Source organism: Stenotrophomonas sp. JAG2 (genome assembly GCF_041080745.1).
In the GTDB taxonomy this organism is placed as follows: Bacteria; Pseudomonadota; Gammaproteobacteria; order Xanthomonadales; family Xanthomonadaceae; genus Stenotrophomonas; species Stenotrophomonas maltophilia_AA.
Genome location: NZ_JBEUMH010000005.1, coordinates 318,967 through 341,863, shown reverse-complemented (window position 1 = coordinate 341,863; position 22,897 = coordinate 318,967). Strand labels below are relative to the sequence as shown.

The window sequence follows — 22,897 nt, the reverse complement described above, 5'->3', positions numbered from 1 at the left end:
TCTGCTTTGACCTGCTCTGCTTTGACCTGCTCTGCTTTGACCTGCTCTGCTTTGATCTGCTCGACGTTGATCCGCCCAGCTTGATGGGCTCAGCATTGCTTTGCTCTGCCTCACAGGCTCCGCTCCAGTTCGCTCGACCTGCTTGGCTGCGCTCTGTCATGGCTACGCTTCGACCGGCCTTGCTTCCACCGGATCAATACGCCCGGCGCTGCAGAAATGACGCCGCAGTGCCAGACCGCCCTTAGCTTTACCTAGGCCCCCAGCCAACTGTCGGAGGCGGGGTGTGGGTGGGTGCGCGGGACCATATGCCGCCATGGATGGCGGCATATGAGCCCCCATGGATGGGTTCACGGCGGGTCCCGCGCACCCACCCACACCCTGCCCAGCCAGCCATCCCCGCAGCCCAAGGCTTCAAGGCTTCAAGGCTTTTCAGCCTTTCAAGCCCCCAACCCGCGACCGCCAGACACCGTCGCCGATGAACAGCAGCAGCCCGGTCCAGATCGCAGCGAAACCCACCGCCTTGGCCGTATCGAACGGCTCGCGGAAAAAGAACACGCCCAACAGCAGGCCGATACTCGGCGCGATGTACTGCAGGATCCCGACCAGCGACAGCGGAATCCGCTTCACCCCGTACGCAAACCCGATCAACGGCAACGCCGTCACCGCACCACCGAAGATCAACAGCGCATCGTTGCGCCAACCCCACCCACTGAAGAACGCCCCGCCGTGCCCGTTCTCGCTCCACAGCGCGAACCCGATCGCCGGCAGGAACAGATACAGACTCTCCACTCCGAGGCCGGCCACCGGGTCCACCGAGATCATCTTGCGCAGCAGCCCGTACAGACCGAACGAACAGGCCAGCCCCAGCGCGATCCAGGGCGGCGTTCCCGCATCGACGGTCAGCCATGCCACCCCGAGGGCCGCGCAGCCCACCGCGAGCCACTGCAGGCGGCGCAGGCGCTCTTTCAACACCACCACGCCGAGCACCACGCTCACCAGGGGGTTGATGAAGTACCCCAGGCTGGTCTCGATCACGTGACCGGCATTGATCGCCCAGATGTACAGGCCCCAGTTGAACGCGATCGCCACGCTGCTCAGCGCCAGCGTCGGCAGCGCGCGCGGCTGGGCGGCGATGGCCTTCCACCAGCCCATCCCGTTGCTCAGCAGCAGCCAGGCCACCACCAGCACCGTGCTCCAGATGATGCGGTGCGCGATGATCTGCTGCGACGGCACCGCCTTGAGCAGGTGCCAGTAGACCGGCACCAGGCCCCACAGGGTGAAGGTGAAGGCGGTGATCGCGAAGCCGCGGCGCTGCTCCTGCAGGCTGTGTTGCGCAGGCAGGCTCACTTCGCGCGCGTCCGGGCCAGGGTCAGCACCACCACGCCGGCCAGGATCACCGCCATTGCCAGCAGGTCACGCCCGCCGAAATGCTCGTTGCCGATGATCACGCCCAGGATCACCGCGATCACCGGATTGACGTAGGCATAGCTGGCCACCAGCGCCGGGCGCACGTTGTGCAGCAGCCACACGTACGCGGTAAAGGCGACGATCGAGCCGAACATGCACAGGTAGGCCACCGCCAGCAGCCCATTCATGCTGGGCCACGTGGTCGGGCGTTCGCCGCTGAGCAGGCCGAGCACGATCAGCATCGCGCCACCGCAGAGCATCTGCCCGGCGGCGGTCATGAACGGGCTGGGCAGGTCCAGGCCGCGTGCCCAGATCGAGCCGAAGGCCCAACCGATCGGCGCGATCAGCAGCAGGATCAGGCCCTGCGGCGAGGCGGTCAGGCTGCTGCCGGCGTTGAGCCAGACCACGCCGAGGAAGCCGATCGCAATGCCCAGCCACTCGCCGCGGCTGGCGTTCTGCCCGCGCATCGCGCCGAACAGGGCCATCCACAGCGGCACCGAGGCCACGGCGGTCGCGGCCAGGCCCGAGGACACCGTGCGCTCGGCCAGCACCACCATGCCGTTGCCCAGCACCAGCATGGTCAGGCCCATGATCGCCAGATTGCGCCACTGGCGCCGGGTCGGCGCGGGCGAGCCACGCCAGCGCAGCACGGCGTACATCAGCGAGCCGGCGATGATGAACCGGCCGCCGGAGACCATCGTCAGCGGCAGCGCGCCGCCCTCCAAGGCCAGCCGGATCCCGAGATAGGTGGACCCCCAGACCACGTACACCAGCAGCAGCGCCAGGACGACCAGGCCGCTGCGGGGAGCGGCCGACGGAGATTCGGGTAGAACGGCCATGGGCCACCACGGTACGGGGGAACCCGGATTCTAGGCCGTTGCCGATGGCGCGGCACCCCTTGTGCTGGCACGCTGATTTCACCGGGCCGCCGCGTGATGCCTGACACGCACCCGTTTTTGACGTGCGGTAAGGTAACAAGAGCAATCAACGCTTCCCAGCCAGGACCCCTACCCTGCATGAGCACTTCCGTCCCCGCCACCGCGGCACACCCCGAACGGGCCGCCCTGCGGCGCTCCATCTCCAACACCCTCAAAGGCTCGGCCGGCAACCTGGTCGAGTGGTATGACGTCTACGTCTACTCGGTCTTCGCGGTGTACTTCGAATCCCAGTTCTTCTCGGCCGCCGACAAGAACTCCACGATGTATGTGTGGGCGATCTTCGCCGCCACCTTCCTGATGCGCCCGATCGGCGCGTGGTACTTCGGCCGCTTCGCCGACCGCTACGGCCGACGGCTGGCGCTGACGGTGTCGGTCACGGTGATGGCCGCCTGTTCGTTCCTGATCGCGATCACCCCGACCGCCTCGCAGATCGGCATCTGGGCGGCGGTGATCCTGCTGTTCGCGCGCCTCCTGCAGGGCTTCGCGACCGGGGGTGAATACGGCACCAGTGCGACCTACATGTCCGAGGCCGCCATCCCCGGCCGGCGCGGCTTCCTGTCCTCGTTCCACTACGTCACCCTGGTCGGTGGCCACGTGCTGGCGCAGTTGACCCTGCTGGGCATGCTGACCTTCTGGGACAAGCCGGAGATTTCCGCATGGGGCTGGCGCGTGGCGTTCGGCATCGGCGGCATCGCGGCGATCGTGGTGTTCTGGCTGCGCCGGAGCATGGACGAATCGCTGCAGACCGATTCCATCGAAGCCGCACGCGATGGCCGCGCCAAGGCCTCCGGCTCGATGCGTGAGCTGTTCGTCAACCAGTGGCGTCCGCTGCTGCTGTGCTTCCTGATCACCGCTGGCGGCACCGTCGCGTTCTATACGTATTCGGTCAACGGGCCGAAGATGATCCAGAGCGCGTTCGCGGGCGATGACGTCATGACCGGCACGATGATCAACCTCGGCGTGCTGACCTTCCTGATGGTGCTGCAGCCGATCGGTGGCTGGCTGTCGGACATGGTCGGGCGCAAGAGCCTGCTGGTGTTCTTCGGCATCGGCGGCGTGCTGTACAGCTGGTACCTGATCACCGAACTGCCCAACCAGCACGATCCGTTCATGGCCTTCCTGGTGCTGGGCATCGGCTTCGTGATCCTGACCGGCTACACCTCGATCAACGCGGTCGTCAAAGCCGAGCTGTTCCCCACCCATGTGCGCGCACTGGGCGTGGGCTTCGGCTATGCGATGGCCAACTCGCTGTTCGGTGGCACCGCGCCGCTGCTGTACCAGGGTGCGCTGAAGACCGGCCAGGTCGGCATCTTCGCGGTGTACGTCACGGCGATCATCGCGGTATCGCTGGTGGTCTACATGTTCTTCCTGACCAACAAGGGCCCGAACTGGCTCGATGGCACGCGCAAGTAGGGGACGCGCCATCGCATACGCGCTGACGCCCCACGCTTTCCTGCGCAAACCGCGGGCCCCTTCTTACCAACACCCAGATCCCCGCCACTACGCGGCCGCCCCCTGACTCAGGGGGCTTTGGTTCTGCTCCCGGATGCGGCGATCCCGCAATCCACCCCTACATCAGCGGCGCGCGGACTCGGTCTTTTCACGCTCGGCGCGGAATTCAGAGCCCTCTTCCCACTGCGGCCAGCGACGGCTGTTGGCCAGTTCCGCGCCCAGGTCGTAGACCAGCAGGGTGTCGGCGGCGTGGCCGCTCGGGTCCCAGCCCGGGGTCCAGGCATCGCAGGCCTGGTGGTAGCAGGCGGCGAAATACGCATCGCGCAGCTCACGGCCCTTTTCGACGCCACCTTCGCGCATGTCCAGCCCCGGGCCGATGGTGATCGCCGGCACGCCGAGGCGGGCGAAGGCGAAATGGTCGGCGCGGTAGAAGAAGCCGGCTTCCAGGTTCGGGTCCGGCGAGTAGGTACGGCCCCGTGCCTTGGCCACGCGCTCCAGGTCCCCTTCCAGCGACACCCGGCCCTTGCCCCACGAGGCGATATCGCGGGTCGGGCCATCCGGGCTGAACATCTCGATGTTCAACACCGCAGCGGTCTTGTCGAGCGGGGCGAGCGGGTGCGCGGCGTAATAGCTGGCGCCGAGCAGGCCCTTCTCTTCCGCGGTCAACGCCACGAAATACAGCGTGCGCTGCGGCTGCGGGCCGGCAGCGAAGACGCGGCCCAGCTCCAGCACGGTGGCCACGCCGGTGGCGTTGTCGATCGCGCCACGACGGATGCGGTCGCCCTTGGCATCGGGCTGGCCGATACCGAACGCGTCCCAATGCGCGGAGAAGATCACCGCTTCATCGGCATGCGCGCCGCCCGGCAGCTTGGCCACCACGTTGCGGGTGATCACCTGCTCGCGCTTGAGCTTGAAGTCGACCGAGAGCTGCGCATCGCCAAGGGCCACCGGCTTGAAGGCCGGGGTCATGGCGCGGCGCTTCTCGGCCTCGAAATCCAGGCCGGCGTCGCGGAACAACTGCTCGGCCAGGCTGCGCTGCATCCAGCCGCGCACCGGTACGTGCTGGGCCAGGGCCTGCTCGCGGGTGCGTTCGATATCGAACAGCGGCGACGTGCCCGAGCTCTTTACCGTGGCCCAGCCGTACGCGGCCGGCGCGGTCTCGTGCACGATCAGCACGCCCTGCGCACCGCGGCGTGCGGCCTCTTCGAATTTGTAGGTCCAGCGGCCGTAGTAGGTCACGGCCTTGCCATCGAACGCGCCCGGCTGGTCGGCCTCGAAATCGGCGTCATTGATCAGCACCACGGCGATCTTTCCGTGCAGGTCGACGTCCTTGTAATCGTTCCACTGGCGCTCGGGCGCATCGATGCCGTAGCCGACGAACACCAGCGGTGCGTTCTTGATCGCCACCGCATCCTGCGGTCGCAGGCTCTGCAGGGTCACGTCCTCGCCATTGGCCAGGGCGCGCTGCTTGCCCTTCTGGCGCAGCTGCGCGCGCACCGGGCCATCGACCTGCGCGCGCACCATCGGCACCGGCTGCACCCAGCCGCCGTCGACGCCACCGGGCTGCAGGCCGTACGTCTTGAATTCCTCGATCAGGTACTGGACCGTGCGCTCTTCACCGGGCGTGGCCGGGGCACGGCCTTCGAACTCGTCCGAGGCCAGGATGCGCACATGCCGCGACAGGGCCTGCGGATCGATGCCGCCACCGGGCAGATCATTGGCGGCGTGGGCCAGGCCGCCCACGAACAGGCAGGACGACAGCAGCAGCATGCGCATCGGATTCACGGCAGACACCAGGACGAAAACGGGACACCGGAGTGTAACGTGACACCCCCGTGACCGTGCACTAGCGGCGATCGCGATCCAGCCAGCAGGCCAGGCCCTGCGCGTTGAGCTCGATGTCCATCGCCAGCACACGGGTCACCGCTTCGTCATCCAGCGGGCAGCCGTGTGCCTGCGCGCGTTCCAGGTACAGCGCGGTCAGCGCCGCCACCAGGCAGCGATGCCGGTCCGGGCGACCATCGCATTGGCGACCGATCTCGACCATCGCGTCGATCTGCTCGACGAGATCCGCCGCCAGTTTCCGCGGCGGTGCCACCGGCCCGTAGTGGGTCAGGTACATGGCCTGCGGATCGTAGGCCAGCATCTTCGCGATCGACTGCTTCAGCGGCTCGGGATCGAACTGGACCGGCGATGACGTCGGCACGATGAACGCGCCCTGCGCGCTGTCCAGCTCGCGGTAGGACAGCCCGAAGGTGTCGCCGGTGAACCAGCTGCGGCTGCGTGCATCCCACACGCACAGGTGATGGCGTGCGTGTCCGGGGGTATCGATGCACAGCAGCGGGCGGCCGGCCAGGTCCACGGTGTGGCCGTCCTCGGCGATCACCACGCGCGCGGCGGGCACCGGCAGCACCGGGCCATAACTGCGTGCGATCTCGGCTTCGCCATAGACCTCGGTGGCCCCGGCCACCAGGCGGGTCGGATCGAGCATGTGCGGCGCGCCGCGTGGGTGCACGACCAGGGTGGCGTTGGGCAATTGCTGCATCAGCAGGCCGGCGCCGCCGGCATGATCCAGGTGCACATGGGTCAGGATCAGCCAATCGACCTGCCCGGGCGTACAGCCTGCGCGCGTCAATGCGGCGAGCATCGCGGGCACGGCCAGGCCGGTGCCGCAATCGATGAAGGCCGCCCGGCCGTTCTCGACGATCAGGTAGGCCGCGTCGAAATCATCGCGCTGGAACGCGGTGTCGATCGTATGAATGCTGGGGTCGGAGTGCATCAACACATCCCTGGCACGAAACGCCCCCATCTTACGTCGATCAGTGCAGCGGCTTCGATGCGGCTTTGGTCGCAGTCGCACTCAGCAGTGGTCCACGCAGCAGCACGGCGGCCACCATCACTGCCAGGAACGCACCGTAGGCGTAGAGCACCGCCAATACCTGCCGCCAGATTGGTCCGGCATCATTCTGGACCACGCCGATGTGGTGGCCCCACAGCATCGCCAGGATGCTCAGCACGAAGGCGAGGACCAGCGCGGCGCCATCGAACAGGCGGCGCGCGGTGCCACGCGGCTGGCGCGGGAACAGCCAGTACAGCGTGCCCAGCAGCACGAACCAGGGCAGGAACAACAACAACGACAACCAGGCCATCGCAGTCTCCCGTGCAGGAACACGCCCCTGCGGCGTGCAGGGGCATCATGCCATAGCAGCGGCCGGCATTACCCGCGCAGCGCCTGGAGTGCAGCCAGCACCACGTCGACCTCGGCCTCGAGCTTGAACAGCTCGCTCTGCAGCCCGTCGCCATGCTCGGTCTGCTTGAGCACGCCGATCAGCTGGCCGGCATCGCGCGGCGAATCGAAGCCTTCGCTCTGGATCAGCGGCGTGCCGTCACCGGCCTGCAGCTTGAAGTAGAAACGGCCGTCCTTCTCGCGGTACTGCTTGAACAGCGGCGGTGCGGCGCGCGCGGTCTCGCTTTCCTCGCTGGGCACGTCACCGGCGGTGGACAGATCGCGCAGGCCGACAGCATGGCGCAGCTCCTTGAGCAGCGGCACGGCGAACTGCTCGCGCAGTTGCTGGCCACGACGGCGCAGCAGCGCCTCGATCTTTTCCGGCTCGGCCATCAGCGCGTCATAGCGCTCGCGCAGCGGGGTGATCTCGCTGTCGATGCGCTCGAACAGCTGCTGCTTGGCATCGCCCCAGCTAATGCCGTCGGCGAACGCCTGCGCGAACGCAGCGGTCTGTTCCGGGGTGGCGAAGGCCTGGTACATCTGGAACAGCGCCGAGCCTTCGGTACTCTTCGGCTCGCCGGGCGCGCGCGAATCGGTGAGGATCGCGAACACCAGCTTCTTCAGCTCCGCGCGCGGGGCGAACAGAGGGATGGTGTTGTGATAGCTCTTGCTCATCTTGCGGCCATCCAGGCCCGCGAGCGTGGCGACCTGCTCATCGATCACCACCTCCGGCAGCGGGAAGAATTCCTGGCCGTAGACGTGGTTGAACCGCTGGGCGAAGTCGCGCGCCATCTCGATGTGCTGGATCTGGTCGCGGCCGACCGGCACGCGGTTGGCCTTGAAGATCAGGATGTCGGCCGCCATCAGTACCGGGTACATGAACAAGCCCGCGCTGACGCCGGCGTCATCATCCAGCTGCTCCTCGCGGTTCTTGTCCACGGCCGCCTTGTAGGCATGCGCGCGGTTGAGGATGCCCTTGCTGGCGATCACGGTCAGGAACCACATCAGCTCGGTGGTTTCCGGGATGTCGCTCTGCCGGTAGAACCACACCTTGTCCGGATCCAGCCCGCACGCCAGCCAGCTTGCCGCGATCTCCAGCGTGGAGCGCTGGGTGCGCTCCGGCTCCTGCGCCTTGATCAGGCTGTGCAGGTCGGCCAGGAAGAAGAAACTCTCGATATCCGAGGCCTGGCTGGCGGTGATCGCCGGACGGATGGCGCCGACGTAGTTGCCCAGGTGGGGCGTGCCGGAGGGGGTGATGCCGGTAAGGACGCGGGTAGTCATGGGGGAATCAATGCGGACAGATGAACCGCCCCAGTTTACCTGCCCGCGCTCGACCCCGTTGGCCCGGCCCGTGCGTTTGATCCTGCACCTGCCCTGCGGAGCCCTGCCATGAAACGCCTGATCCTGCCCCTGCTTGCCGTGCTGGCCCTGTGCGGCTTCAAGCCGGCGCCCTCTCTGCGCTACGACACCGGGCCCGTCCACCTGACCGTGATCGACCGCGACAGCGGCCAGGCCCTGACCCAGTACCGCCAGGGCAGCCAGCGCTGGGTGGCGGGGCAGCAGGGCCATCGCTACAGCGTGCGCCTGCGCAACGGCAGCGCCGAGCGGGTGCTGGTGGTGCTCTCGGTCGACGGTCTGAATGCCATCAGCGGCGAGGTGGCTGCCCCCGGCCAGACCGGCTACGTGCTCAACCCATGGCAGACCACCGATATCCACGGCTGGCGCAAATCCTCCGACGAGGTCGCCCAGTTCGTGTTCACCGATCCGGACCGCAGCTATGCGGCCCGTACCGGGCGCCCGGACAACATCGGGGTGATCGGGGTGGCGGTGTTCCACGAAGCCGGGCGGGTGTCCAGGGAAGCGGCGCCCGCGGTGGCCGGCGCGGCCGATGCCAAGGCACGCCCGCAGGCGCGCGCATCGACGATGGAGAGCGCACGCGTGACCGGTTCCTCGGCCCCCGCCCCCCAACTGGGCACCGGCCATGGCCAGCGCGAGGCATCGCGCGTGCGCAACACCTCCTTCGAGCGCGCCACGGCGTATCCAGCGCAGCAGCTGCAGGTCCGCTACGACAGTGAGCGCAATCTGAGGGCACGCGGGATTCTTCCACGGCGGAGCACACCACCGCGCGACGAGCCGCAGGCCTTCCCCGGCCAGTACGTGCCGGACCCGCCGCCGTACCGCGATCGCTGATCCCGGACCAAGCGCATGAAAAAACGGGCCGCTCTCGCGGCCCGTTCCGGTTTCAACCCCCGACGGCTGCGCCGTCGCAACGGATCACCACTCAGTGGTAATCCGGATAATCCTTGCGCATGGCCGCTTCGAAGTCGCGGACTTCGGTTTCAGCACGGTCGCGTGCCCAGCCATAGCGTTCCTGCAGGCGTCCTGCGAGGTACTCGGCATTGCCTTCGGCCACCTTGAAATCGTCGTCGGTCAGGTCGCCCCACTTGGCCTGCGCCTTGCCCTTGAGCTGCGTCCACTTGCCGGAAATGATGTCTTTGTTCATGGGTTCGCTTCCTTGATTGCAACGGCCATCTCGCCGTGGGACCAGATTGCGCCAGGGCGCGTTGCCGCACGGTCAAGCGGCGATGAAACGCATGCTCACGAGCTTGAATGATTCACCACTCCATCCGCCGCGCCGTCATCTTCAGGACATGAAAAAGGCCGGGAAATCCCGGCCTTTTCCGTTGACGCCTGATCCGCGGATCAGTTGCCCTTGGCAGCGCCTTCGACCGTTTCACCGGCCTTCTGCACGTCCTTGCCGGCACCGGCAACGGTGTTGCAGCCGGACAGCATGGCGACCGAGAACATCGACAACAGCATCAGTGCGATAACACGCTTCATAGGGTTCTCCTGGTTGATCAAATTCAATACCGGAATCCGGTCCCGCCTGTCAGATGAGCACGCCAGCGCAACTCCTCTTCCTGACCTGCAGTGCCGTGGGTCGAAACACACGGCCCCGCGTGAAGTGCAATCTGGCGGGAGAGGCGTGCAGCGGATGTGAATGCAGGAAACCGCTGTTCAGCCAGAAGTTCTCAATCGCGCATCAGCGTTGATTTTCCGAACAGGCTTTCGACCAGATCCACCGCCAGTTCGGCCGTGGCATTGCGGTTGTCCAGCAGCGGATTCAGCTCGACGATGTCCAGCGAGCCCATGCGCCCGGTGTCGGCGATCATCTCCATCACCAGCTGCGCCTCGCGGTAGTTGACCCCGCCCGGCACCGTGGTGCCCACGCCCGGCGCGATGCTGGGATCCAGGAAATCGACGTCGAAGCTGACGTGCAGATGGGTGTTGGCATCGATGCCGGCCAGTGCCGCTTCCATGGTGCGCTTCATGCCGGCTTCGTCGATGTAGCGCATGTCGTAGACATCGACCTGGTGCTGCTTGATCAGGCGCTTTTCTTCCTGGTCCACCGAGCGGATGCCGATCTGGTGCACCTGCTGCGGGCGGATCGCGGGGGCGTCGCCGCCGAGCCGGGTCAACGCATCCGGGCCAAGCCCGCACAGGCAGGCCACCGGCATGCCGTGCACATTGCCCGACGGGGTGACCTCGCTGGTGTTGAAGTCCGAATGCGCGTCCAGCCAGAGCACGCGCAGGTCCTTGCCCTGCTCACGGCACCAGCGCGCGACCGCGGTGATCGAACCAATGCCCAGGCAGTGGTCGCCGCCGAGCATGATCGGCATGCGGCCGGCCTGCAGTTCGGTGTAGGTGGCGTCCATCAGCGCGCGGTTCCAGGCGACCACCTCGTCGAGATGGCGATAGCCCTGCACCGGTGCCGTCCATGGGTTGCGCGGACCGTCCAGGTTGCCGAGGTCGCGCACCTCCACGCCCCGCGCGATCAGCGCATCACCCAGGCCCGCGATGCGCAGGGCGTCCGGTCCCAGACCCGCGCCACGGTGGCCCGCCCCGATGTCGGTGGGCACGCCAATCAGGGAAACCGGGGAATACATCGCCATCGCTGTTGCCTCCATTGCAAAGAGGAACAGCATAGCCAGCGCGAGGTGATACGACTCGCGGCGCTGCAGCAGCCGTCATCGACCGTGCAGCAATGGTGCCGGCACCCGGATTCGAACTGGGGACCTACCGCTTACAAGGCGGTTGCTCTACCAACTGAGCTATGCCGGCATGGGCATCGCGGCGGGACGACCCGTCGCGGAGCCGGGATTCTAGCGCACGCGCGCGCATTCCAGCGAGCGCTGCTGGGCTGCGCCGCTGCGCTGGCGTGCCGCGGCGGCCTCTGTACCCGCTGCCAGGGTCGCATCCAGCCACCACTGCGCGCTGCCATCGCCACCGCTGGCGACCATCTTCGCCTTGAAACCGGCCGCGCTCAGCGCCGCCAGGCGACGATCCGCGCCTTCCCGGTTGCGGTATTGGCCCAGCGCGATGGCATGGGTCTCCTCGCCCTGGGCAATGATGTAGTAATCGCTCACCCCGGCCGCAACGATGCGCTTGACCGTGGCCTGCGCCTCTTCCCGGCTGGCGGCGGGCGGCAGCAGCACCCGGTAACGGGTGGCGCCGGCATCGGCGACCTCGCGCAGCCGGGCCGTGCGCAGGGCACTGCCGGCGCGGGACTGCGCGGCCTGCGCCGTCGCGCGGTCGGCGAAGGGCCCCAGGCTGACGCATTGGGCGGGTGCGGCCGGCGGCGCGACCGGTGCCGGTGGGGCGACCGCCGGGGCAGCGGCGGGACCAGGCGCGACAGTAGGCGCGGCAGCTGCAGGCGTGGGCGCGGGCGCGGCAGCCACGGCGGTGGGCGGCACTTCGGGGGTCACCGGCGGCTCGGCCACCGGCGCCGCAGCCGGTGTCACGTCCTGCAGCGCCGACGCGTTGTCAGTCGGCGTCGCCGCAGCGGGGGGCGCCTGCGTGGACGGCAGCACTTCCAGCTGCGCCACGCCAACCGGCGAGGCCGCGGGTTCGCTGACCGGTTCGCCGCGCAGCAGCCACCACAGCGCGACACCGAGGTTGAGGATGACCAGGACGACGATCAGGGCACGGGTAAGCATCGGCTGATCCTAGCCTGCTGACGGCGGTTGATGCACGGCCCAGCGGGCCAGCCCGTCGAGCACCAGCGAAGGCTGGAATTCGGCATCGCCGAGCAGCGGCAGCAGGGCGGGTGCACCGCCCCCGTGGACCAGCAGGTGCGGCAGCGTGCCGAGCCGTTCACCGCCCTGTACACGGCTGCGTTCGATCAGCGCCACCGCGGCACCATCGCAGCCGGACGCCAGCGCATCGGCGGTGTCATTGGCGAACTCGCTGTAGTCGCCGCCTGCCGCAGGCAACTGCACCGCACGCGCATGCAGCGCTTCGCGCATGGTGGTCGGTGAGGCCGAGATGCGGCCACCGTGGTGCTGGCCATCGGCATCGAGCAGATCGATCGTGAGCGCGGTGCCCACGCCGGCGATCAACACGGCCTGGCCCCTCGCCGCCACGGCCAGCAGCGCCAGATAGCGGTCCACGCCGAAGCGGCCGGGATCGGCATAGGCGATCCGCACTCCGGCGTACTCTGCTTCGGTGCGCGCCACGCGCACATGGCGGAAGCGCGCCTGCAGCACATCCAGCATGGCGGCGGTCAGCGAGGGCGCTGCGACGCTGGCGACATAGGCGGTGTCACCCGACGGCAGCGCATCCAGTGCCGCAGCGGGCATCGCTTCGGCGCCATGCGGCCATGCCTGCACATCGCCCGCGCGCATGCCCTGCAGCGGCGCGAACTTGAAGCGCGAATTGCCCAGATCAAACAACCAGTCGCTCATTGCGCCCTCACGCTGACTTCGCCCGCATGGAAAACCCGTTCGTTGCCGTCGATGCGCACGCGCAGCGCGCCATCGTCGGCCAGACCCAGCGCCGTGCCGCCAAACAGCACGCCGCCCTCTTCCACCTGCACCTCGCGCCCGGCCAGGCTGTCCAACGCGGCATAGCGCGCGAGGAACGGCGCCAGGCCGTCCTGCTCGAACGCGTCCAACGCCGGCAGCAGGACCGCGAGGATGCGTGCGACCACGGCGTTACGCGACGTCTGTGCGCCGGACAGCGTGTCCAGATCGGTCCAGGGCTGGGTGATCTCCGCGGCGAACGCGGCGGGCATGCGCACGTTTACGCCCAGGCCGATCACCGCACGCGCGGGCCCAGCGAACTCACCGCCGCCCTCGATCAACAGGCCGCCGAGTTTGTGTCCATCGACGACAAGGTCATTCGGCCACTTCAGCGCGACGTCGCGAAAACCCGCCTCGCGCAGCGCCTCGGCCACCGCGACCCCGGCGACCAGGCTCAGCCCGCCCAACCGCGACAGGCCACCGGCAAAGCCACGCAGCACGGAAAGATAGATATGCGCCGCCAGTGGCGAGGCCCAGGCCCGTCCGCGGCGGCCGCGGCCGCGTGTCTGGCGCTCCGCCAGCAGGACCATCGCCCCGCGCTCCGGCGCGCTGCAGCGCAGCAATTCACTGTTCGTTGACGCAACCGACCAGGCCACCTGCAGGGAGGCAAGCTGGCCCGAGGCCGGGCCCGGCAGCGCCGCCTGGATCGCCTCGGCGTCCAGCAGGTCCAGCGGCTGTTGCAACTGGTAGCCGTCACCGGCGCGTCCGTCGATATCGACGCCCGCCGCCCTAAGTCCTTGAATCCGCTTCCAAATCGCGGCACGGGTCTGGCCCAGTTCGCGCGCCAGCGCGTCGCCGGACAGGCGCCCGGCGCCCAGTTTGGCCAGCAGTTGGCGGTCGTCCACGGCAGCTTCCATCGGGTAAACGGGAAAAGTATGCGGGAAAGCCGCCGCCAGCGCCCGCCCGGGGCCTTCCAATCCACCGGCGAAATCGGGCTAGAATCGGGAACTTCACCCGCCGCTGGATGTTGACGATGCGCCCGTTCGCCCATTGCCTGCTCCTCCTGATGGCCCCGCTGGCCGCGCATGCTTCCGATGCGCTCACCACGGCGGGTCGCGGCGCGTGTGTCTATTCGGCCAGTGAGAACGAGCGCAGTGCGCCGGCATCGGCATCTGCGTCCGCCGCACCCGCCACGGTCAAGCCCAGCGCCAGCAGCGGGACCAGTACCGGCGGCGGCGGCGATGAGGACGTGCTGCCGCGCCTGCGCGCGCCGAAGTGGCACAGCTTCCTGCCGGGTATGTTCCGCTGATCGAACGACTGTTGGGCTGGCTGCGCCGCACGCCACGCGAGATCGACCCCACCCTCTGGGACACCACCTGCCACCGCGCCGCCTGGCTGCGGCAGCTGGATGCTGCCCGCCGCGAACGCCTGCGCGTCCTCGCCGCCCGCTTCCTGCACGAGAAAACCATCAGCCCGGCCGCCGGACTGCAGCTGGACGACGCCGATGGCGTGCTGCTGGCCGCGTTGTGCTGCCTGCCGCTGCTGGAGCTGGGTGAGGTGGGTCTGCGCGGCTGGTCGCAGCTGATCGTCTATCCCGACGCGTTCCGCGTGCACCGCAGCCAGGTGGATGCCGCCGGCGTGCTGCACGAATGGGACGATGCGCTGATCGGCGAATCCTGGGACAGCGGTCCGTTGATCCTGTCGTGGGCCGACATCCAGGCTGATATCGCCGATCCGGAGGCTGGGTTCTGCGTGGCGGTGCATGAGATGGCGCACAAGATCGATGCACTGGACGGCGCGATCGACGGCACACCGCCGTTGCCGCGTGCGTGGCAGAAACAGTGGGCGGCGGATTTCCAGCAGGCCTATGACGCGTTCTGCGCTGCGGTGGACCAGGGTCGGGAAACGCAGGTCGACCCGTATGCGTCCGAGGCGCCGGAGGAGTTCTTCGCGGTGGTCAGCGAGTACCACTTTTCCGCACCGGCGCTGCTGGCACGCGAGATGCCGGCGGTGGCTGGGCATCTGCAGCGGTTCTATGGTCCGTCGCCGCTGATGCGGTGAGGTGCGCCACGACCAACGGTCGTGGGCTACCAGCCGGACGGATGCACCGCGACCAACGGTCGTGGGCTACCAGCCGGACGGATGCGCCGCGACCAACGGTCTTGGGCTACCTGTCCCGTGGGAATGCCGGGCGATACAGATCGATGATGCACTTTGCGTGGATACGGGCCATCGGTAGGTGCCGACCGTTGGTCGGTACGGCCTTTACGGCCCGGGCGGCAACTTCACCTCGAAGCGTGCACCACCCAGCTCCGGCGAACGCTTCACCTGCAGTTCGCCGCGGTAATCCTTGATCAGATCCTGCACGATCGACAGACCGATGCCGTGGCCCTGCACGCGCTCGTCGCCACGCACGCCACGCTGCAGCACCTTGGCGATATCTTCCGGTGCGATGCCCGGGCCATCGTCATCCACCGACAGCACCAGGCCGGCGCGACGCGCACCCGGTGCCGGCAACGGATGCGCGGTCAGCAGCACGCGGCGTTTGGCCCACTTGAACGCGTTCTCCAGCAGGTTGCCGAGCAGTTCCTGCAGATCGCCGGGCTCGCCATGGAAACGCGCGGCCGGGTCGATATCGAACTCGCACAGCACGCCCTTGGAGGCGTAGACCTTCTCCAGGCCACGCACGATCTCTTCGGCGTTGGACTCGATCGGCAGCGGGGCGGAGAACAGCTTGTGACCGGACGACGCCGCGCGCGCCAGCTGGTAGGACACCAGGTTGTTCATGCGCCGCAGCTGCACGTCGAATTCTTCGCGCAGATCCTCATCGCGCGCGCCGCTGTCGAGCTGCGTGCGCAGCACCGCGAGCGGTGTCTTCAGGCTGTGCGCGAGATCGGCCAGGGTGTTGCGCTGGCGCTCGAGGTTTTCGCGCTCGCTCTCGATGAAGGCGTTGATGCTGTCGGTCAGCGGCTCAAGCTCGCGCGGATGGCGTTCGCTCATGCGCTCGGTTTCACCGCGCTGGACCTTGGTCAGTTCGTTGATCACGCGCCGCATCGGGCGCAGGCTCCACTGCAGAATGACCGTCTGCAGCAGCAGCAGGATCAGACCGATGCCGCCGAGGTAGAACCACACCCGCCCGCGGAACACGCGCAGCTGTGCGCCGAGCGCGCGCGAGTCTTCGAGCACGTAGATGGTGTACGGGAATTCGGTGGCCGGATCGGCGTCGGCATCCCAGACCAGGCCCATGCCATAGCGGTAGGCCGAGCCCTCGCTGCCGTCGATCTGGATCATCGGCAACGGGCCTTCGAAGACTTCCTGGCGCGGGGCCAGCATGCCGCCGCCCACGGTCGGCAGCATCGGGCCTTCAGCGGACATGGAATTGCCCTTGCCGTCGGGCATCACGACCTGCAGATAGAGGCCGCTGCCCGGGACGTCGAAGCGCGGATCCGGCGGCTGCTCGCGGATGTACAACGAGCGGTCGCGGGTGAAATCGATGCCGGCCGCATACGCGGTGGCGTAGTTCTTCAACCGCTCGCGCAGATTGGCCTTCGCGGTATCGGCGAAGGCGGCATCCAGCGCGTAGCCGGCCAGGGCCAGGAAGGCCACCAGGCCCACCGAGGCGGCCAACAGCTGGCGCGCCTGCAGTGAGCGCGGCCGCCAGCGTTTAAAGAACCACAGACGGCCGGACATCATCTATCGCCAGCCGCAGCTCAGCCTTCGTTGCGCGGAATGGCGAAGCGGTAACCGCGGCCACGCACGGTTTCGATCGGCTTGAGTTCGCCGTCGGCGTCGAGCTTCTTGCGCAGGCGGCCGATGAAGACCTCCAGCACGTTCGAGTCGCGATCGAAGTCCTGCTGGTAGATGTGTTCGGTGAGGTCGGCCTTGGAGACCAGTTCACCGGCATGCATCATCAGGTACTCGAGCACTTTGTACTCGTAGCTGGTGAGGTCCACGTTGCTGCCGTTGACGCTGACCGTCTGCGCGGCAAGGTCCAGCGCGACCGGGCCGCACTCCAGCGTCGGCTTGCTCCAGCCGGCGGCACGGCGCAGCAGCGCATTGACGCGGGCCAGCAGCTCTTCGACATGGAACGGCTTGACGAGGTAATCGTCGGCGCCCTGCTTGAGGCCCTCGACCTTGTCCTGCCAGCTCGAACGCGCGGTCAGGATGAGCACCGGGAACTTCTTGCCCTCGTCGCGCAGCGCCTTGATCAGTTCCATGCCCGACATCTTGGGCAGGCCCAGATCAATGATGCCGACGTCGAACGGTACTTCGCGGCCCATGTACAGACCTTCCTCACCGTCCTGCGCAGCATCGACGGCAAAGCCTTCGCGCTTGAGCCGGGCTGCCAGTGTTTCCCGCAGCGGGGCTTCGTCTTCGACCAGAAGGATACGCATGAACTCTCCCTAGTGTCCTGGGTATGGCCCCATGGGGCCAGTGGGTAATGCAGATGACTGCGGACAACTATCCCTGTTCAGGGGTTATCGCCGCGTAGTGATGACATATCCGAGCGCGGCGTGCGGGGCTGTGAACGCGATGTCGCGGGATCGTCCATATAGCGGACGCGGCCGCGGTCATCCATGTACTTGACCCGGTTGATGTCGCGCCCGTCGAAGGGCACGCGCTCGGCGCCGAGGATGTGTCCACCGGTAGTCCGCTGCACCCGACGGACCGCATCGGACAGCGAGCGCTCCTGCGGGCCACCGCGTTCGGCCGTGCGCATCATCTCGGCACGGGCCGCTTCCGGCGGCATCTGCGCCCACGCACTGGCGGAGGCAGCTGCGCCCGTCGCCAGAAGGGCGAAGGCAGCGATGCGGCGGTGGCGGGTCACGGAGAACATCGGTCTGATCCTAGCGGAGCGCGGCTAAACGTTCAAAAGTTGTGAATCGGCAACCGCCAGCCTGGGCCGGCGCTTTACGAATCTTTAGCGAATTCTTGGTTTTAGCCAGTGAATCCGGTCTGAACTTTTCCGGCTGCCTCCCCGCTTTGTTCATCTAAGTGAACATTGGCGGCCAAAGCGAGGCCCTTGTCAAGCTGACAGGGTGATGCGGTTCACGCCGCGACGCGTTCGGCCTGGGCGCGGGTCACCGCCAACGCCTGGTCGATCAGGCTCCAGTCGGCCCCGACGCGGTGCGAGCCTTCGCTCAGGATCTGGCGGAAGGCCCGCCCGCCCGGTTGACCGTGGAACAGCCCCAGCAGGTGCCGGGTGATGTGTTTGAGCGCCAGCCCGCGGGCCAGCTGGGCCTCGATGTACGGCTGCATGGCGCGCAGCAGCGCCTCGCGCGACTGCAGCGGGGCACCGGTCTGGGCCGCCTCCAGCTGATGCAGCACGTAGGGGTCGTGGTAGGCCGCACGGCCCAGCATCACCCCGTCCAGCGCCGGCAACTGGGCCTGCGCGGCCTCGACCGTGGCCAAGCCACCGTTGAGGACGATCTGCAGCTGCGGGCGGTCGGCCTTGAGGCGGTGCGCCCAGTCGTAACGCAGCGGCGGCACTTCGCGGTTTTCCTTCGGCGAGAGGCCCTTCAGCCACGCGTTGCGGGCATGCACCACGAACATCGCACTTCCCGCGTTGGCCGATTGATCGACGAAGTTGACGAAGTTTTCGTAGTCGTTGTCGTCATCCACGCCGAGTCGGCACTTCACCGTCACCGGGATGTCCACCGCTGCGACCATCGCGCCCACGCACTCGGCGACCAGGGCAGGCTCGCGCATCAGGCAGGCGCCGAAACGCCCGGCCTGGACCCGATCGGAGGGACAGCCACAGTTGAGGTTGACCTCGTCGTAGCCCCACTCCTGCGCGATGCGCGCGGCCTGGGCCAGCAGGGCCGGATCGCTGCCACCGAGCTGAAGCGCGAGCGGATGCTCGCTGCCGTCGAAGCCGAGCAGGCGCTCACGGTCGCCATGGATCACCGCGTTGGCGTGCACCATCTCGGTATACAGCCGTGCGCCCGGCGCCAGCAGCCGGTGGAAGTACCGGCAATGGCGGTCCGTCCAGTCCATCATCGGGGCAACGGACAGACGCAGGGAGGCGGCGTAACGCGCGGTGGCGTCGGTGATGGACTGGGTCATGGGGCGCGGGGCTATCTGGATTCACTGGCAATACCAGCGCAATCAATAGTTTACCCCCTTCCCATGAACGCTGTACGTGGGGCGCTGGGGGAATCGGTCAAGGGACCGAGCAACAGACGCCGCATCCACAGCACCGGTACGCACCACAGCACGAAAGTGAGTTCGCGCTGCCGTCCTTGCATTTGGCACTACAGCAATCGCTGCTGGAGGCGGACAGAGCACGAGCTGTCTTGCAGGTGGCCTGTGTAGCCACCACAGTCGCGTCGCTCTCAAGTACTGCGTGAGAAACCAGTTCAATCTCGACCGATGCCTTCGTCGAACCGCCTATCCTGACGCTGGGCGACCGCCCCTCGGAAGCGGCCCTGGCGATGGTGCGGGAATCAATGACCATCACGGAATCCAGGAGCATCTCTCCACCGCCGACACCGCCCCGCCAGAGAACCATCTGCAACCCCGTGGCATCGGCTGGGGCATCCGCTACGTGCTCGATGATGTCCAACGTCAACGTGTACACAACCTCCCCGGGAGATCCAATGGACACGTAGGCGGTACGCGTTGGAAGCAGTTGCACGTTTGGCGTCATTATCAGCTCGCCGTCCACCAACACTCTCAACGACAGGTCATGCAGATTGATCGACTCTGCTGCCATCCGCTGGGTCGCACCGCCTGCAAAGCTCCCGGCGCCAAGCAGAACGCCGGACAACAGCAACATGATTCTTCTCAGCATTGCGTGCTTCGCCTTGACCCCTCGAAATGCCAAGCTACCAACAACCATTCCGTAAAAATCCAGCTGAAGTCACACTCCTTCGAACGCATTCGCAGCATCGCGATCAAGTCGATCCGCCCTATGCGAAAGTCATTTGTCCGCGCTATCGGATGTATCGAAAATGCCGGGAAAACCTGTTGAACGCCGCGCGATCCCAATGAACCTATCCACCTACATGCGCATCTCCCGCTCGACGCGTCTCGCCTACCCACATGGCCAAAAGACGGCGGGCGATCATGTCATGTCGCCCCATGCAGGTTTCCAATGAGCATTGCACGATTCGACCCCACCACCGAACAAGGCGTGCTGCGCCTGTCGATCGCCGCCTCGCTGGCGATGGCCGCGGCCGCGGTGGCCTTCGGCCTGCTCGCCAACTCCTCGCTGATCATCTTCGACGGCATCTACGGGCTGATCGACGTGGTGATGACCTGGCTGTCACTGCTGGTGGTGCGCCTGATCAGCCTGTCGACCCACGTGGATACCCTGCAGTCGCGCTTGAACCAGCGCTTCACCATGGGCTTCTGGCACCTGGAGCCGATCGTGCTCGGGGTCAGCGGCACGTTGATGATCGGTGCGGCCTTGTACGCCGCGGTCAATGCGGTGGACGCACTCATGTCCGGCGGGCGCGAGATCGCGCTGGGGCCGGCGATCCTGTTCGCGGTGATCTCGATCGTGGCCGAAACCGGGCTGGCGCTGTTCGTACGCCGTGCGAACCGGTCGATCGGCTCGGACTTCATCGCGCTCGATGCAAAGAACTGGGTGGTCGCGGCCAGCATGTCGGCCGCCTACCTGGTCGCCTTCGTCGGCGGCTATGTGCTGCGCGGCACCGAATGGGCGTGGCTGGTCCCGTACATCGATCCGGCGATCCTGCTGGTGGTCTGCCTGTTCGTTGTGGTGGCGCCCCTGGGCACGGTGCGCCAGGCGCTGTCGGACATCCTGCTGATCACGCCGCTGGACCTGCAGGCGCATGTCGACGCGGTGGCACGCGACATCGTGGCGAGGCACGGTTTCCTCGAGTACCGCAGTTACGTGGCCAAGGTTGGACGCGGTGAGCAGATCGAATTGTTCTTCGTGGCGCGCGCGGACGATCCGCCGCGGCCGCTGATCGAATGGGATCGCCTGCGCGATGAGATCGGCGAGGCACTGGGCGAGGAGTCGCCGGACCGGTGGCTGACGATCATGTTCACGACGGATCGGGAGTGGGCGATCTGAGCGACGCCGACGTGCGTCGCACTATCGCCCGGGCGCCACGCTGCCCTGCTTCCACTGCCGCGGCGACTGCCCGGTCTGCGCCTTGAACGCGCGCGACAATGCCGCCTCACTGCCGTAGCCCACATCGATCGCGATGCGCTTGAGCGGATGGCCACGACGCAGCGCCTGCTGCACGAGGCGGGTACGCCAGCCCTGCAGGTAGTGGCCGGGCGTGCTGCCGATGGTGTGGCGGAAACTGTCGGCGAAGGCGCTGCGTGACATGCCGGCGCGCTGCGCGAGCGACTCCAGCGTCCACTCGTCGGCCGGCGCTTCGTGCATGGCGACCAGCGCGTGGCGCAGCCGCGGATGGGCCATGCCGGCAAGCAGGCCGACGCGGATCTGGCCACTCTCCATCAGCGCGCGCAGGATCTGGATCAGCACCACCTCGAACAGGCGATCCAGCAGGGCCTGGCGGCCGCAGCGCTGCGCGAAGGCTTCTTCGAACAACAGCGACAGCACCGGCTGGCCGCCATACAAGCCCTCCAGCGGCAGGCACACGATCGGCGGCAGTGCCGCGGCGACCGGATTGTTGGCGCCCCCTTCGAACTGCAGGTGGGCGCAGGCGAAATCCGCACCCCGCGTGGCATCGGTGACGAAGCGGTGCGCGAACGGGCGCGGGTACAGCAGTACGCTGGGCGTGGTGATCTGCAGCGTGCTGCCGTCCGGGTGCTCGACACGCACATCGCCGTCGCGGATCAGATGCAGCTGGCCGCGCTCGCCGTCGGCCGGCAGATCGTTGATGCCGCATAGCGCGCCGGCGTGGAAGACCTCCGCCGAGACTGCGAAACGGTCCAACAGGGATTGCAGTCGATCGACCATGGCGGACTCCAGATCAAATTTTCTGGACGAAATGTTGCCACACGTACGGGATGGACGCGCAAAGTACACCTGCCATCTGGCCCACCCCTTTCACTCCGCAGGAGAATCCCATGTCCATTGCCAACGTTCTGTATACCGCCCAGGCCACTGCCAACGGAGGCCGCGACGGCCGCGCCGTCTCCTCCGACAACGTGCTGGACATCCAGCTCTCCACCCCGCGCGAGCTGGGCGGTGCGGGTGGCCCGGGCACCAACCCGGAGCAGCTGTTCGCGGCCGGCTACTCGGCCTGCTTCCTGGGCGCGCTGAAGTACGTGGCCGGCCAGGCCAAGGTCGCCCTGCCGGCCGAAACGCAGATCACCGGCAAGGTCGGCATCGGCCAGATTCCGACCGGTTTCGGCATCGAAGTGGCGCTTGAGATTTCGGTCCCGGGCTTGCCGCGCGAGCAGGTCGAAGAGCTGGTGCAGAAGGCGCACATCGTGTGCCCGTACTCGAACGCGACCCGCGGCAACATCGATGTGACGCTGACCGTGGTCTGAGCCACCCGAGGCGCGCGATGCGCCTGCAATCCACGTACGGCCGGGCCTTGTCCCGGCCGTACGCGTGTGTGCGCGCCGTGATGCCGTGAGTCAGGATTGCTTCGTATACTGCCCGCCGGACAATGGAATGAAGGAATCAGGCATGCAGGCGAAGTTCAAACAGTCCCTTCTGGTCGGCATCACGCTGACCGCGCTGATCGCCAGCGGTGCGGCGATGGCGCGCTCGCCGGTCTCCACGGCGCAGCCCGGCAAGGGCATCAGTGCCTCCTTCACCACCTGCCAGCAGCGCGCCCAGGGCGCGATCGCACAGGCAGCGTGCATCTCGCAGGAAACCAAGCTGCAGGATCAGCGCCTGAACCGGGTCTACAAGGAACTTCAGGGCAAGCTCGACGCCGCCGGCAAGGCCAAGCTGGTCGGGGCGCAGCGTGCCTGGCTGGAGTCGCGCAAGCGCGACGGCGAGCTGGAGACCGTGATCTTCGACAGCACCCAGCCCGGCAACCTGCAGGGAAGCGAGATCGAGATGCGCCGCCTCGGCGCACGTGCGGACCAGTTGCAGGGTTACATCGACCTGCTCGACTGAGCCGCGCCCCGCTGGAATGCTGACCCGGCCCCCGGCCGCCCCCCGATTGCACAGA

General features: G+C 67.2%; 25 protein-coding genes and 1 tRNA gene. 7 read left to right on the top strand and 19 right to left on the bottom strand.

The features are described 5' to 3' along the window. Nucleotides 1-429 precede the first annotated feature (429 nt). Nucleotides 430-1,347 (bottom strand): EamA family transporter RarD, encoded by a 918-nt coding sequence (rarD, locus tag AB9O74_RS08955; protein WP_369349076.1) that lies wholly within the window; start codon nucleotides 1,345-1,347, stop codon nucleotides 430-432. Further along, complete coding sequence (yedA, locus tag AB9O74_RS08950; protein WP_179460465.1) at nucleotides 1,344-2,246, bottom strand: drug/metabolite exporter YedA; 903 nt, start codon at nucleotides 2,244-2,246, stop codon at nucleotides 1,344-1,346. The genes rarD and yedA overlap by 4 nt, the downstream gene beginning before the upstream one ends. A gap of 177 nt (nucleotides 2,247-2,423) precedes the next feature. Here yedA and AB9O74_RS08945 point away from each other — a divergent pair, with 177 nt between their 5' ends. Beyond that, a complete protein-coding gene (locus AB9O74_RS08945) occupies nucleotides 2,424-3,758 on the top strand; it encodes an MFS transporter (protein ID WP_369349075.1) in 1,335 nt (444 codons plus the stop codon). A 162-nt stretch (nucleotides 3,759-3,920) separates the two neighbouring features. Here AB9O74_RS08945 and AB9O74_RS08940 read toward each other — a convergent pair whose 3' ends face one another. The 4 genes from AB9O74_RS08940 to AB9O74_RS08925 form a co-directional block, all read right to left on the bottom strand. Then, nucleotides 3,921-5,573 carry a M28 family metallopeptidase gene (locus AB9O74_RS08940; RefSeq protein WP_369349082.1) on the bottom strand — a complete coding sequence of 551 codons (1,653 nt, stop codon included), beginning with the start codon at nucleotides 5,571-5,573 and terminating at the stop codon, nucleotides 3,921-3,923. 70 nt (nucleotides 5,574-5,643) lie between these two features. After that, complete coding sequence (locus AB9O74_RS08935; protein ID WP_369349074.1) at nucleotides 5,644-6,576, bottom strand: MBL fold metallo-hydrolase; 933 nt, start codon at nucleotides 6,574-6,576, stop codon at nucleotides 5,644-5,646. Between the two features lie 40 nt (nucleotides 6,577-6,616). Next, nucleotides 6,617-6,946: a hypothetical protein gene (locus AB9O74_RS08930; protein ID WP_121044217.1), complete on the bottom strand. Its 330-nt coding sequence runs from the start codon at nucleotides 6,944-6,946 to the stop codon at nucleotides 6,617-6,619. Nucleotides 6,947-7,014: 68 nt separating this feature from the next. Further along, complete coding sequence (locus AB9O74_RS08925; RefSeq protein WP_369349073.1) at nucleotides 7,015-8,304, bottom strand: tryptophan--tRNA ligase; 1,290 nt, start codon at nucleotides 8,302-8,304, stop codon at nucleotides 7,015-7,017. Between the two features lie 108 nt (nucleotides 8,305-8,412). Between AB9O74_RS08925 and AB9O74_RS08920 the strand changes: the two genes are divergently transcribed. Beyond that, entirely contained in the window at nucleotides 8,413-9,213 is an 801-nt protein-coding gene (locus AB9O74_RS08920; RefSeq protein WP_369349072.1) for a hypothetical protein, read from the top strand. A gap of 91 nt (nucleotides 9,214-9,304) precedes the next feature. On the opposite strand, the gene AB9O74_RS08915 is transcribed toward AB9O74_RS08920, so the two are convergent. The 7 genes from AB9O74_RS08915 to birA form a co-directional block, all read right to left on the bottom strand. After that, on the bottom strand, nucleotides 9,305-9,526 hold the full coding sequence (locus AB9O74_RS08915; RefSeq protein ID WP_019185523.1) for a CsbD family protein: 222 nt from the start codon (nucleotides 9,524-9,526) through the stop codon (nucleotides 9,305-9,307). A 200-nt stretch (nucleotides 9,527-9,726) separates the two neighbouring features. Next, nucleotides 9,727-9,864, bottom strand: a complete 138-nt coding sequence (locus AB9O74_RS08910; protein WP_019185522.1) for an entericidin A/B family lipoprotein — start codon at nucleotides 9,862-9,864, stop codon at nucleotides 9,727-9,729. Between the two features lie 191 nt (nucleotides 9,865-10,055). Beyond that, nucleotides 10,056-10,976, bottom strand: coding sequence for an arginase (rocF, locus tag AB9O74_RS08905; RefSeq protein WP_179460470.1), 921 nt, complete (start codon nucleotides 10,974-10,976; stop codon nucleotides 10,056-10,058). A gap of 93 nt (nucleotides 10,977-11,069) precedes the next feature. Further along, nucleotides 11,070-11,145 (bottom strand) — tRNA-Thr (locus AB9O74_RS08900). Nucleotides 11,146-11,186: 41 nt separating this feature from the next. After that, nucleotides 11,187-12,020, bottom strand: a complete 834-nt coding sequence (locus AB9O74_RS08895; protein ID WP_369349071.1) for an SPOR domain-containing protein — start codon at nucleotides 12,018-12,020, stop codon at nucleotides 11,187-11,189. A gap of 9 nt (nucleotides 12,021-12,029) precedes the next feature. Continuing rightward, entirely contained in the window at nucleotides 12,030-12,767 is a 738-nt protein-coding gene (locus AB9O74_RS08890; RefSeq protein WP_346478432.1) for a type III pantothenate kinase, read from the bottom strand. Beyond that, entirely contained in the window at nucleotides 12,764-13,729 is a 966-nt protein-coding gene (gene birA / locus AB9O74_RS08885; protein ID WP_369349070.1) for a bifunctional biotin--[acetyl-CoA-carboxylase] ligase/biotin operon repressor BirA, read from the bottom strand. Before birA ends, AB9O74_RS08890 begins: the two co-directional genes overlap by 4 nt. 128 nt (nucleotides 13,730-13,857) lie before the next feature. Between birA and AB9O74_RS08880 the strand changes: the two genes are divergently transcribed. Together AB9O74_RS08880 and AB9O74_RS08875 are read left to right on the top strand one after the other, a co-directional pair. Then, nucleotides 13,858-14,133: a hypothetical protein gene (locus tag AB9O74_RS08880; protein ID WP_319209739.1), complete on the top strand. Its 276-nt coding sequence runs from the start codon at nucleotides 13,858-13,860 to the stop codon at nucleotides 14,131-14,133. Then, a complete protein-coding gene (locus AB9O74_RS08875; protein WP_369349069.1) occupies nucleotides 14,100-14,885 on the top strand; it encodes a zinc-dependent peptidase in 786 nt (261 codons plus the stop codon). Before AB9O74_RS08880 ends, AB9O74_RS08875 begins: the two co-directional genes overlap by 34 nt. A gap of 204 nt (nucleotides 14,886-15,089) precedes the next feature. Here the strand turns inward: AB9O74_RS08875 and AB9O74_RS08870 are convergent, their stop codons facing one another. From AB9O74_RS08870 to AB9O74_RS08850, 5 genes are all read right to left on the bottom strand, one after another. Then, on the bottom strand, nucleotides 15,090-16,514 hold the full coding sequence (locus AB9O74_RS08870; RefSeq protein WP_070474511.1) for a sensor histidine kinase: 1,425 nt from the start codon (nucleotides 16,512-16,514) through the stop codon (nucleotides 15,090-15,092). Between the two features lie 20 nt (nucleotides 16,515-16,534). After that, entirely contained in the window at nucleotides 16,535-17,218 is a 684-nt protein-coding gene (locus AB9O74_RS08865) for a response regulator transcription factor (RefSeq protein ID WP_019185514.1), read from the bottom strand. 77 nt (nucleotides 17,219-17,295) lie between these two features. Continuing rightward, complete coding sequence (locus tag AB9O74_RS08860; protein ID WP_176990160.1) at nucleotides 17,296-17,661, bottom strand: hypothetical protein; 366 nt, start codon at nucleotides 17,659-17,661, stop codon at nucleotides 17,296-17,298. Nucleotides 17,662-17,873: 212 nt separating this feature from the next. Next, nucleotides 17,874-18,890, bottom strand: a complete 1,017-nt coding sequence (gene dusA, locus AB9O74_RS08855; RefSeq protein ID WP_369349068.1) for a tRNA dihydrouridine(20/20a) synthase DusA — start codon at nucleotides 18,888-18,890, stop codon at nucleotides 17,874-17,876. Between the two features lie 97 nt (nucleotides 18,891-18,987). Beyond that, nucleotides 18,988-19,602: a hypothetical protein gene (locus tag AB9O74_RS08850; protein WP_369349067.1), complete on the bottom strand. Its 615-nt coding sequence runs from the start codon at nucleotides 19,600-19,602 to the stop codon at nucleotides 18,988-18,990. A gap of 318 nt (nucleotides 19,603-19,920) precedes the next feature. Between AB9O74_RS08850 and AB9O74_RS08845 the strand changes: the two genes are divergently transcribed. Beyond that, nucleotides 19,921-20,868: a cation diffusion facilitator family transporter gene (locus AB9O74_RS08845; protein WP_176990163.1), complete on the top strand. Its 948-nt coding sequence runs from the start codon at nucleotides 19,921-19,923 to the stop codon at nucleotides 20,866-20,868. Between the two features lie 21 nt (nucleotides 20,869-20,889). Here AB9O74_RS08845 and AB9O74_RS08840 read toward each other — a convergent pair whose 3' ends face one another. After that, nucleotides 20,890-21,726 (bottom strand): cupin domain-containing protein, encoded by an 837-nt coding sequence (locus AB9O74_RS08840; protein WP_369349066.1) that lies wholly within the window; start codon nucleotides 21,724-21,726, stop codon nucleotides 20,890-20,892. Between the two features lie 110 nt (nucleotides 21,727-21,836). Between AB9O74_RS08840 and AB9O74_RS08835 the strand changes: the two genes are divergently transcribed. Beyond that, complete coding sequence (locus AB9O74_RS08835) at nucleotides 21,837-22,262, top strand: organic hydroperoxide resistance protein (RefSeq protein ID WP_019185509.1); 426 nt, start codon at nucleotides 21,837-21,839, stop codon at nucleotides 22,260-22,262. 142 nt (nucleotides 22,263-22,404) lie between these two features. Further along, nucleotides 22,405-22,842, top strand: coding sequence for a lysozyme inhibitor LprI family protein (locus tag AB9O74_RS08830; protein WP_176990165.1), 438 nt, complete (start codon nucleotides 22,405-22,407; stop codon nucleotides 22,840-22,842). Nucleotides 22,843-22,897 lie beyond the last annotated feature (55 nt).

What these genes read in the sequence shown, in the direction of transcription:
- yedA (WP_179460465.1), bottom strand. Translation starts at nt 2,246, where the DNA reads ATGGCCGTTCTACCCGAATCTCCGTCGGCCGCTCCCCGCAGCGGCCTG.
- AB9O74_RS08945 (WP_369349075.1), top strand. Translation starts at nt 2,424, where the DNA reads ATGAGCACTTCCGTCCCCGCCACCGCGGCACACCCCGAACGGGCCGCC.
- AB9O74_RS08940 (WP_369349082.1), bottom strand. Translation starts at nt 5,573, where the DNA reads ATGCGCATGCTGCTGCTGTCGTCCTGCCTGTTCGTGGGCGGCCTGGCC.
- AB9O74_RS08935 (WP_369349074.1), bottom strand. Translation starts at nt 6,576, where the DNA reads ATGCACTCCGACCCCAGCATTCATACGATCGACACCGCGTTCCAGCGC.
- AB9O74_RS08930 (WP_121044217.1), bottom strand. Translation starts at nt 6,946, where the DNA reads ATGGCCTGGTTGTCGTTGTTGTTGTTCCTGCCCTGGTTCGTGCTGCTG.
- AB9O74_RS08925 (WP_369349073.1), bottom strand. Translation starts at nt 8,304, where the DNA reads ATGACTACCCGCGTCCTTACCGGCATCACCCCCTCCGGCACGCCCCAC.
- AB9O74_RS08920 (WP_369349072.1), top strand. Translation starts at nt 8,413, where the DNA reads ATGAAACGCCTGATCCTGCCCCTGCTTGCCGTGCTGGCCCTGTGCGGC.
- AB9O74_RS08915 (WP_019185523.1), bottom strand. Translation starts at nt 9,526, where the DNA reads ATGAACAAAGACATCATTTCCGGCAAGTGGACGCAGCTCAAGGGCAAG.
- AB9O74_RS08910 (WP_019185522.1), bottom strand. Translation starts at nt 9,864, where the DNA reads ATGAAGCGTGTTATCGCACTGATGCTGTTGTCGATGTTCTCGGTCGCC.
- rocF (WP_179460470.1), bottom strand. Translation starts at nt 10,976, where the DNA reads ATGGCGATGTATTCCCCGGTTTCCCTGATTGGCGTGCCCACCGACATC.
- AB9O74_RS08895 (WP_369349071.1), bottom strand. Translation starts at nt 12,020, where the DNA reads ATGCTTACCCGTGCCCTGATCGTCGTCCTGGTCATCCTCAACCTCGGT.
- AB9O74_RS08890 (WP_346478432.1), bottom strand. Translation starts at nt 12,767, where the DNA reads ATGAGCGACTGGTTGTTTGATCTGGGCAATTCGCGCTTCAAGTTCGCG.
- AB9O74_RS08880 (WP_319209739.1), top strand. Translation starts at nt 13,858, where the DNA reads ATGCGCCCGTTCGCCCATTGCCTGCTCCTCCTGATGGCCCCGCTGGCC.
- AB9O74_RS08870 (WP_070474511.1), bottom strand. Translation starts at nt 16,514, where the DNA reads ATGTCCGGCCGTCTGTGGTTCTTTAAACGCTGGCGGCCGCGCTCACTG.
- AB9O74_RS08865 (WP_019185514.1), bottom strand. Translation starts at nt 17,218, where the DNA reads ATGCGTATCCTTCTGGTCGAAGACGAAGCCCCGCTGCGGGAAACACTG.
- AB9O74_RS08860 (WP_176990160.1), bottom strand. Translation starts at nt 17,661, where the DNA reads ATGTTCTCCGTGACCCGCCACCGCCGCATCGCTGCCTTCGCCCTTCTG.
- dusA (WP_369349068.1), bottom strand. Translation starts at nt 18,890, where the DNA reads ATGACCCAGTCCATCACCGACGCCACCGCGCGTTACGCCGCCTCCCTG.
- AB9O74_RS08850 (WP_369349067.1), bottom strand. Translation starts at nt 19,602, where the DNA reads ATGTTGCTGTTGTCCGGCGTTCTGCTTGGCGCCGGGAGCTTTGCAGGC.
- AB9O74_RS08845 (WP_176990163.1), top strand. Translation starts at nt 19,921, where the DNA reads ATGAGCATTGCACGATTCGACCCCACCACCGAACAAGGCGTGCTGCGC.
- AB9O74_RS08840 (WP_369349066.1), bottom strand. Translation starts at nt 21,726, where the DNA reads ATGGTCGATCGACTGCAATCCCTGTTGGACCGTTTCGCAGTCTCGGCG.
- AB9O74_RS08835 (WP_019185509.1), top strand. Translation starts at nt 21,837, where the DNA reads ATGTCCATTGCCAACGTTCTGTATACCGCCCAGGCCACTGCCAACGGA.
- AB9O74_RS08830 (WP_176990165.1), top strand. Translation starts at nt 22,405, where the DNA reads ATGCAGGCGAAGTTCAAACAGTCCCTTCTGGTCGGCATCACGCTGACC.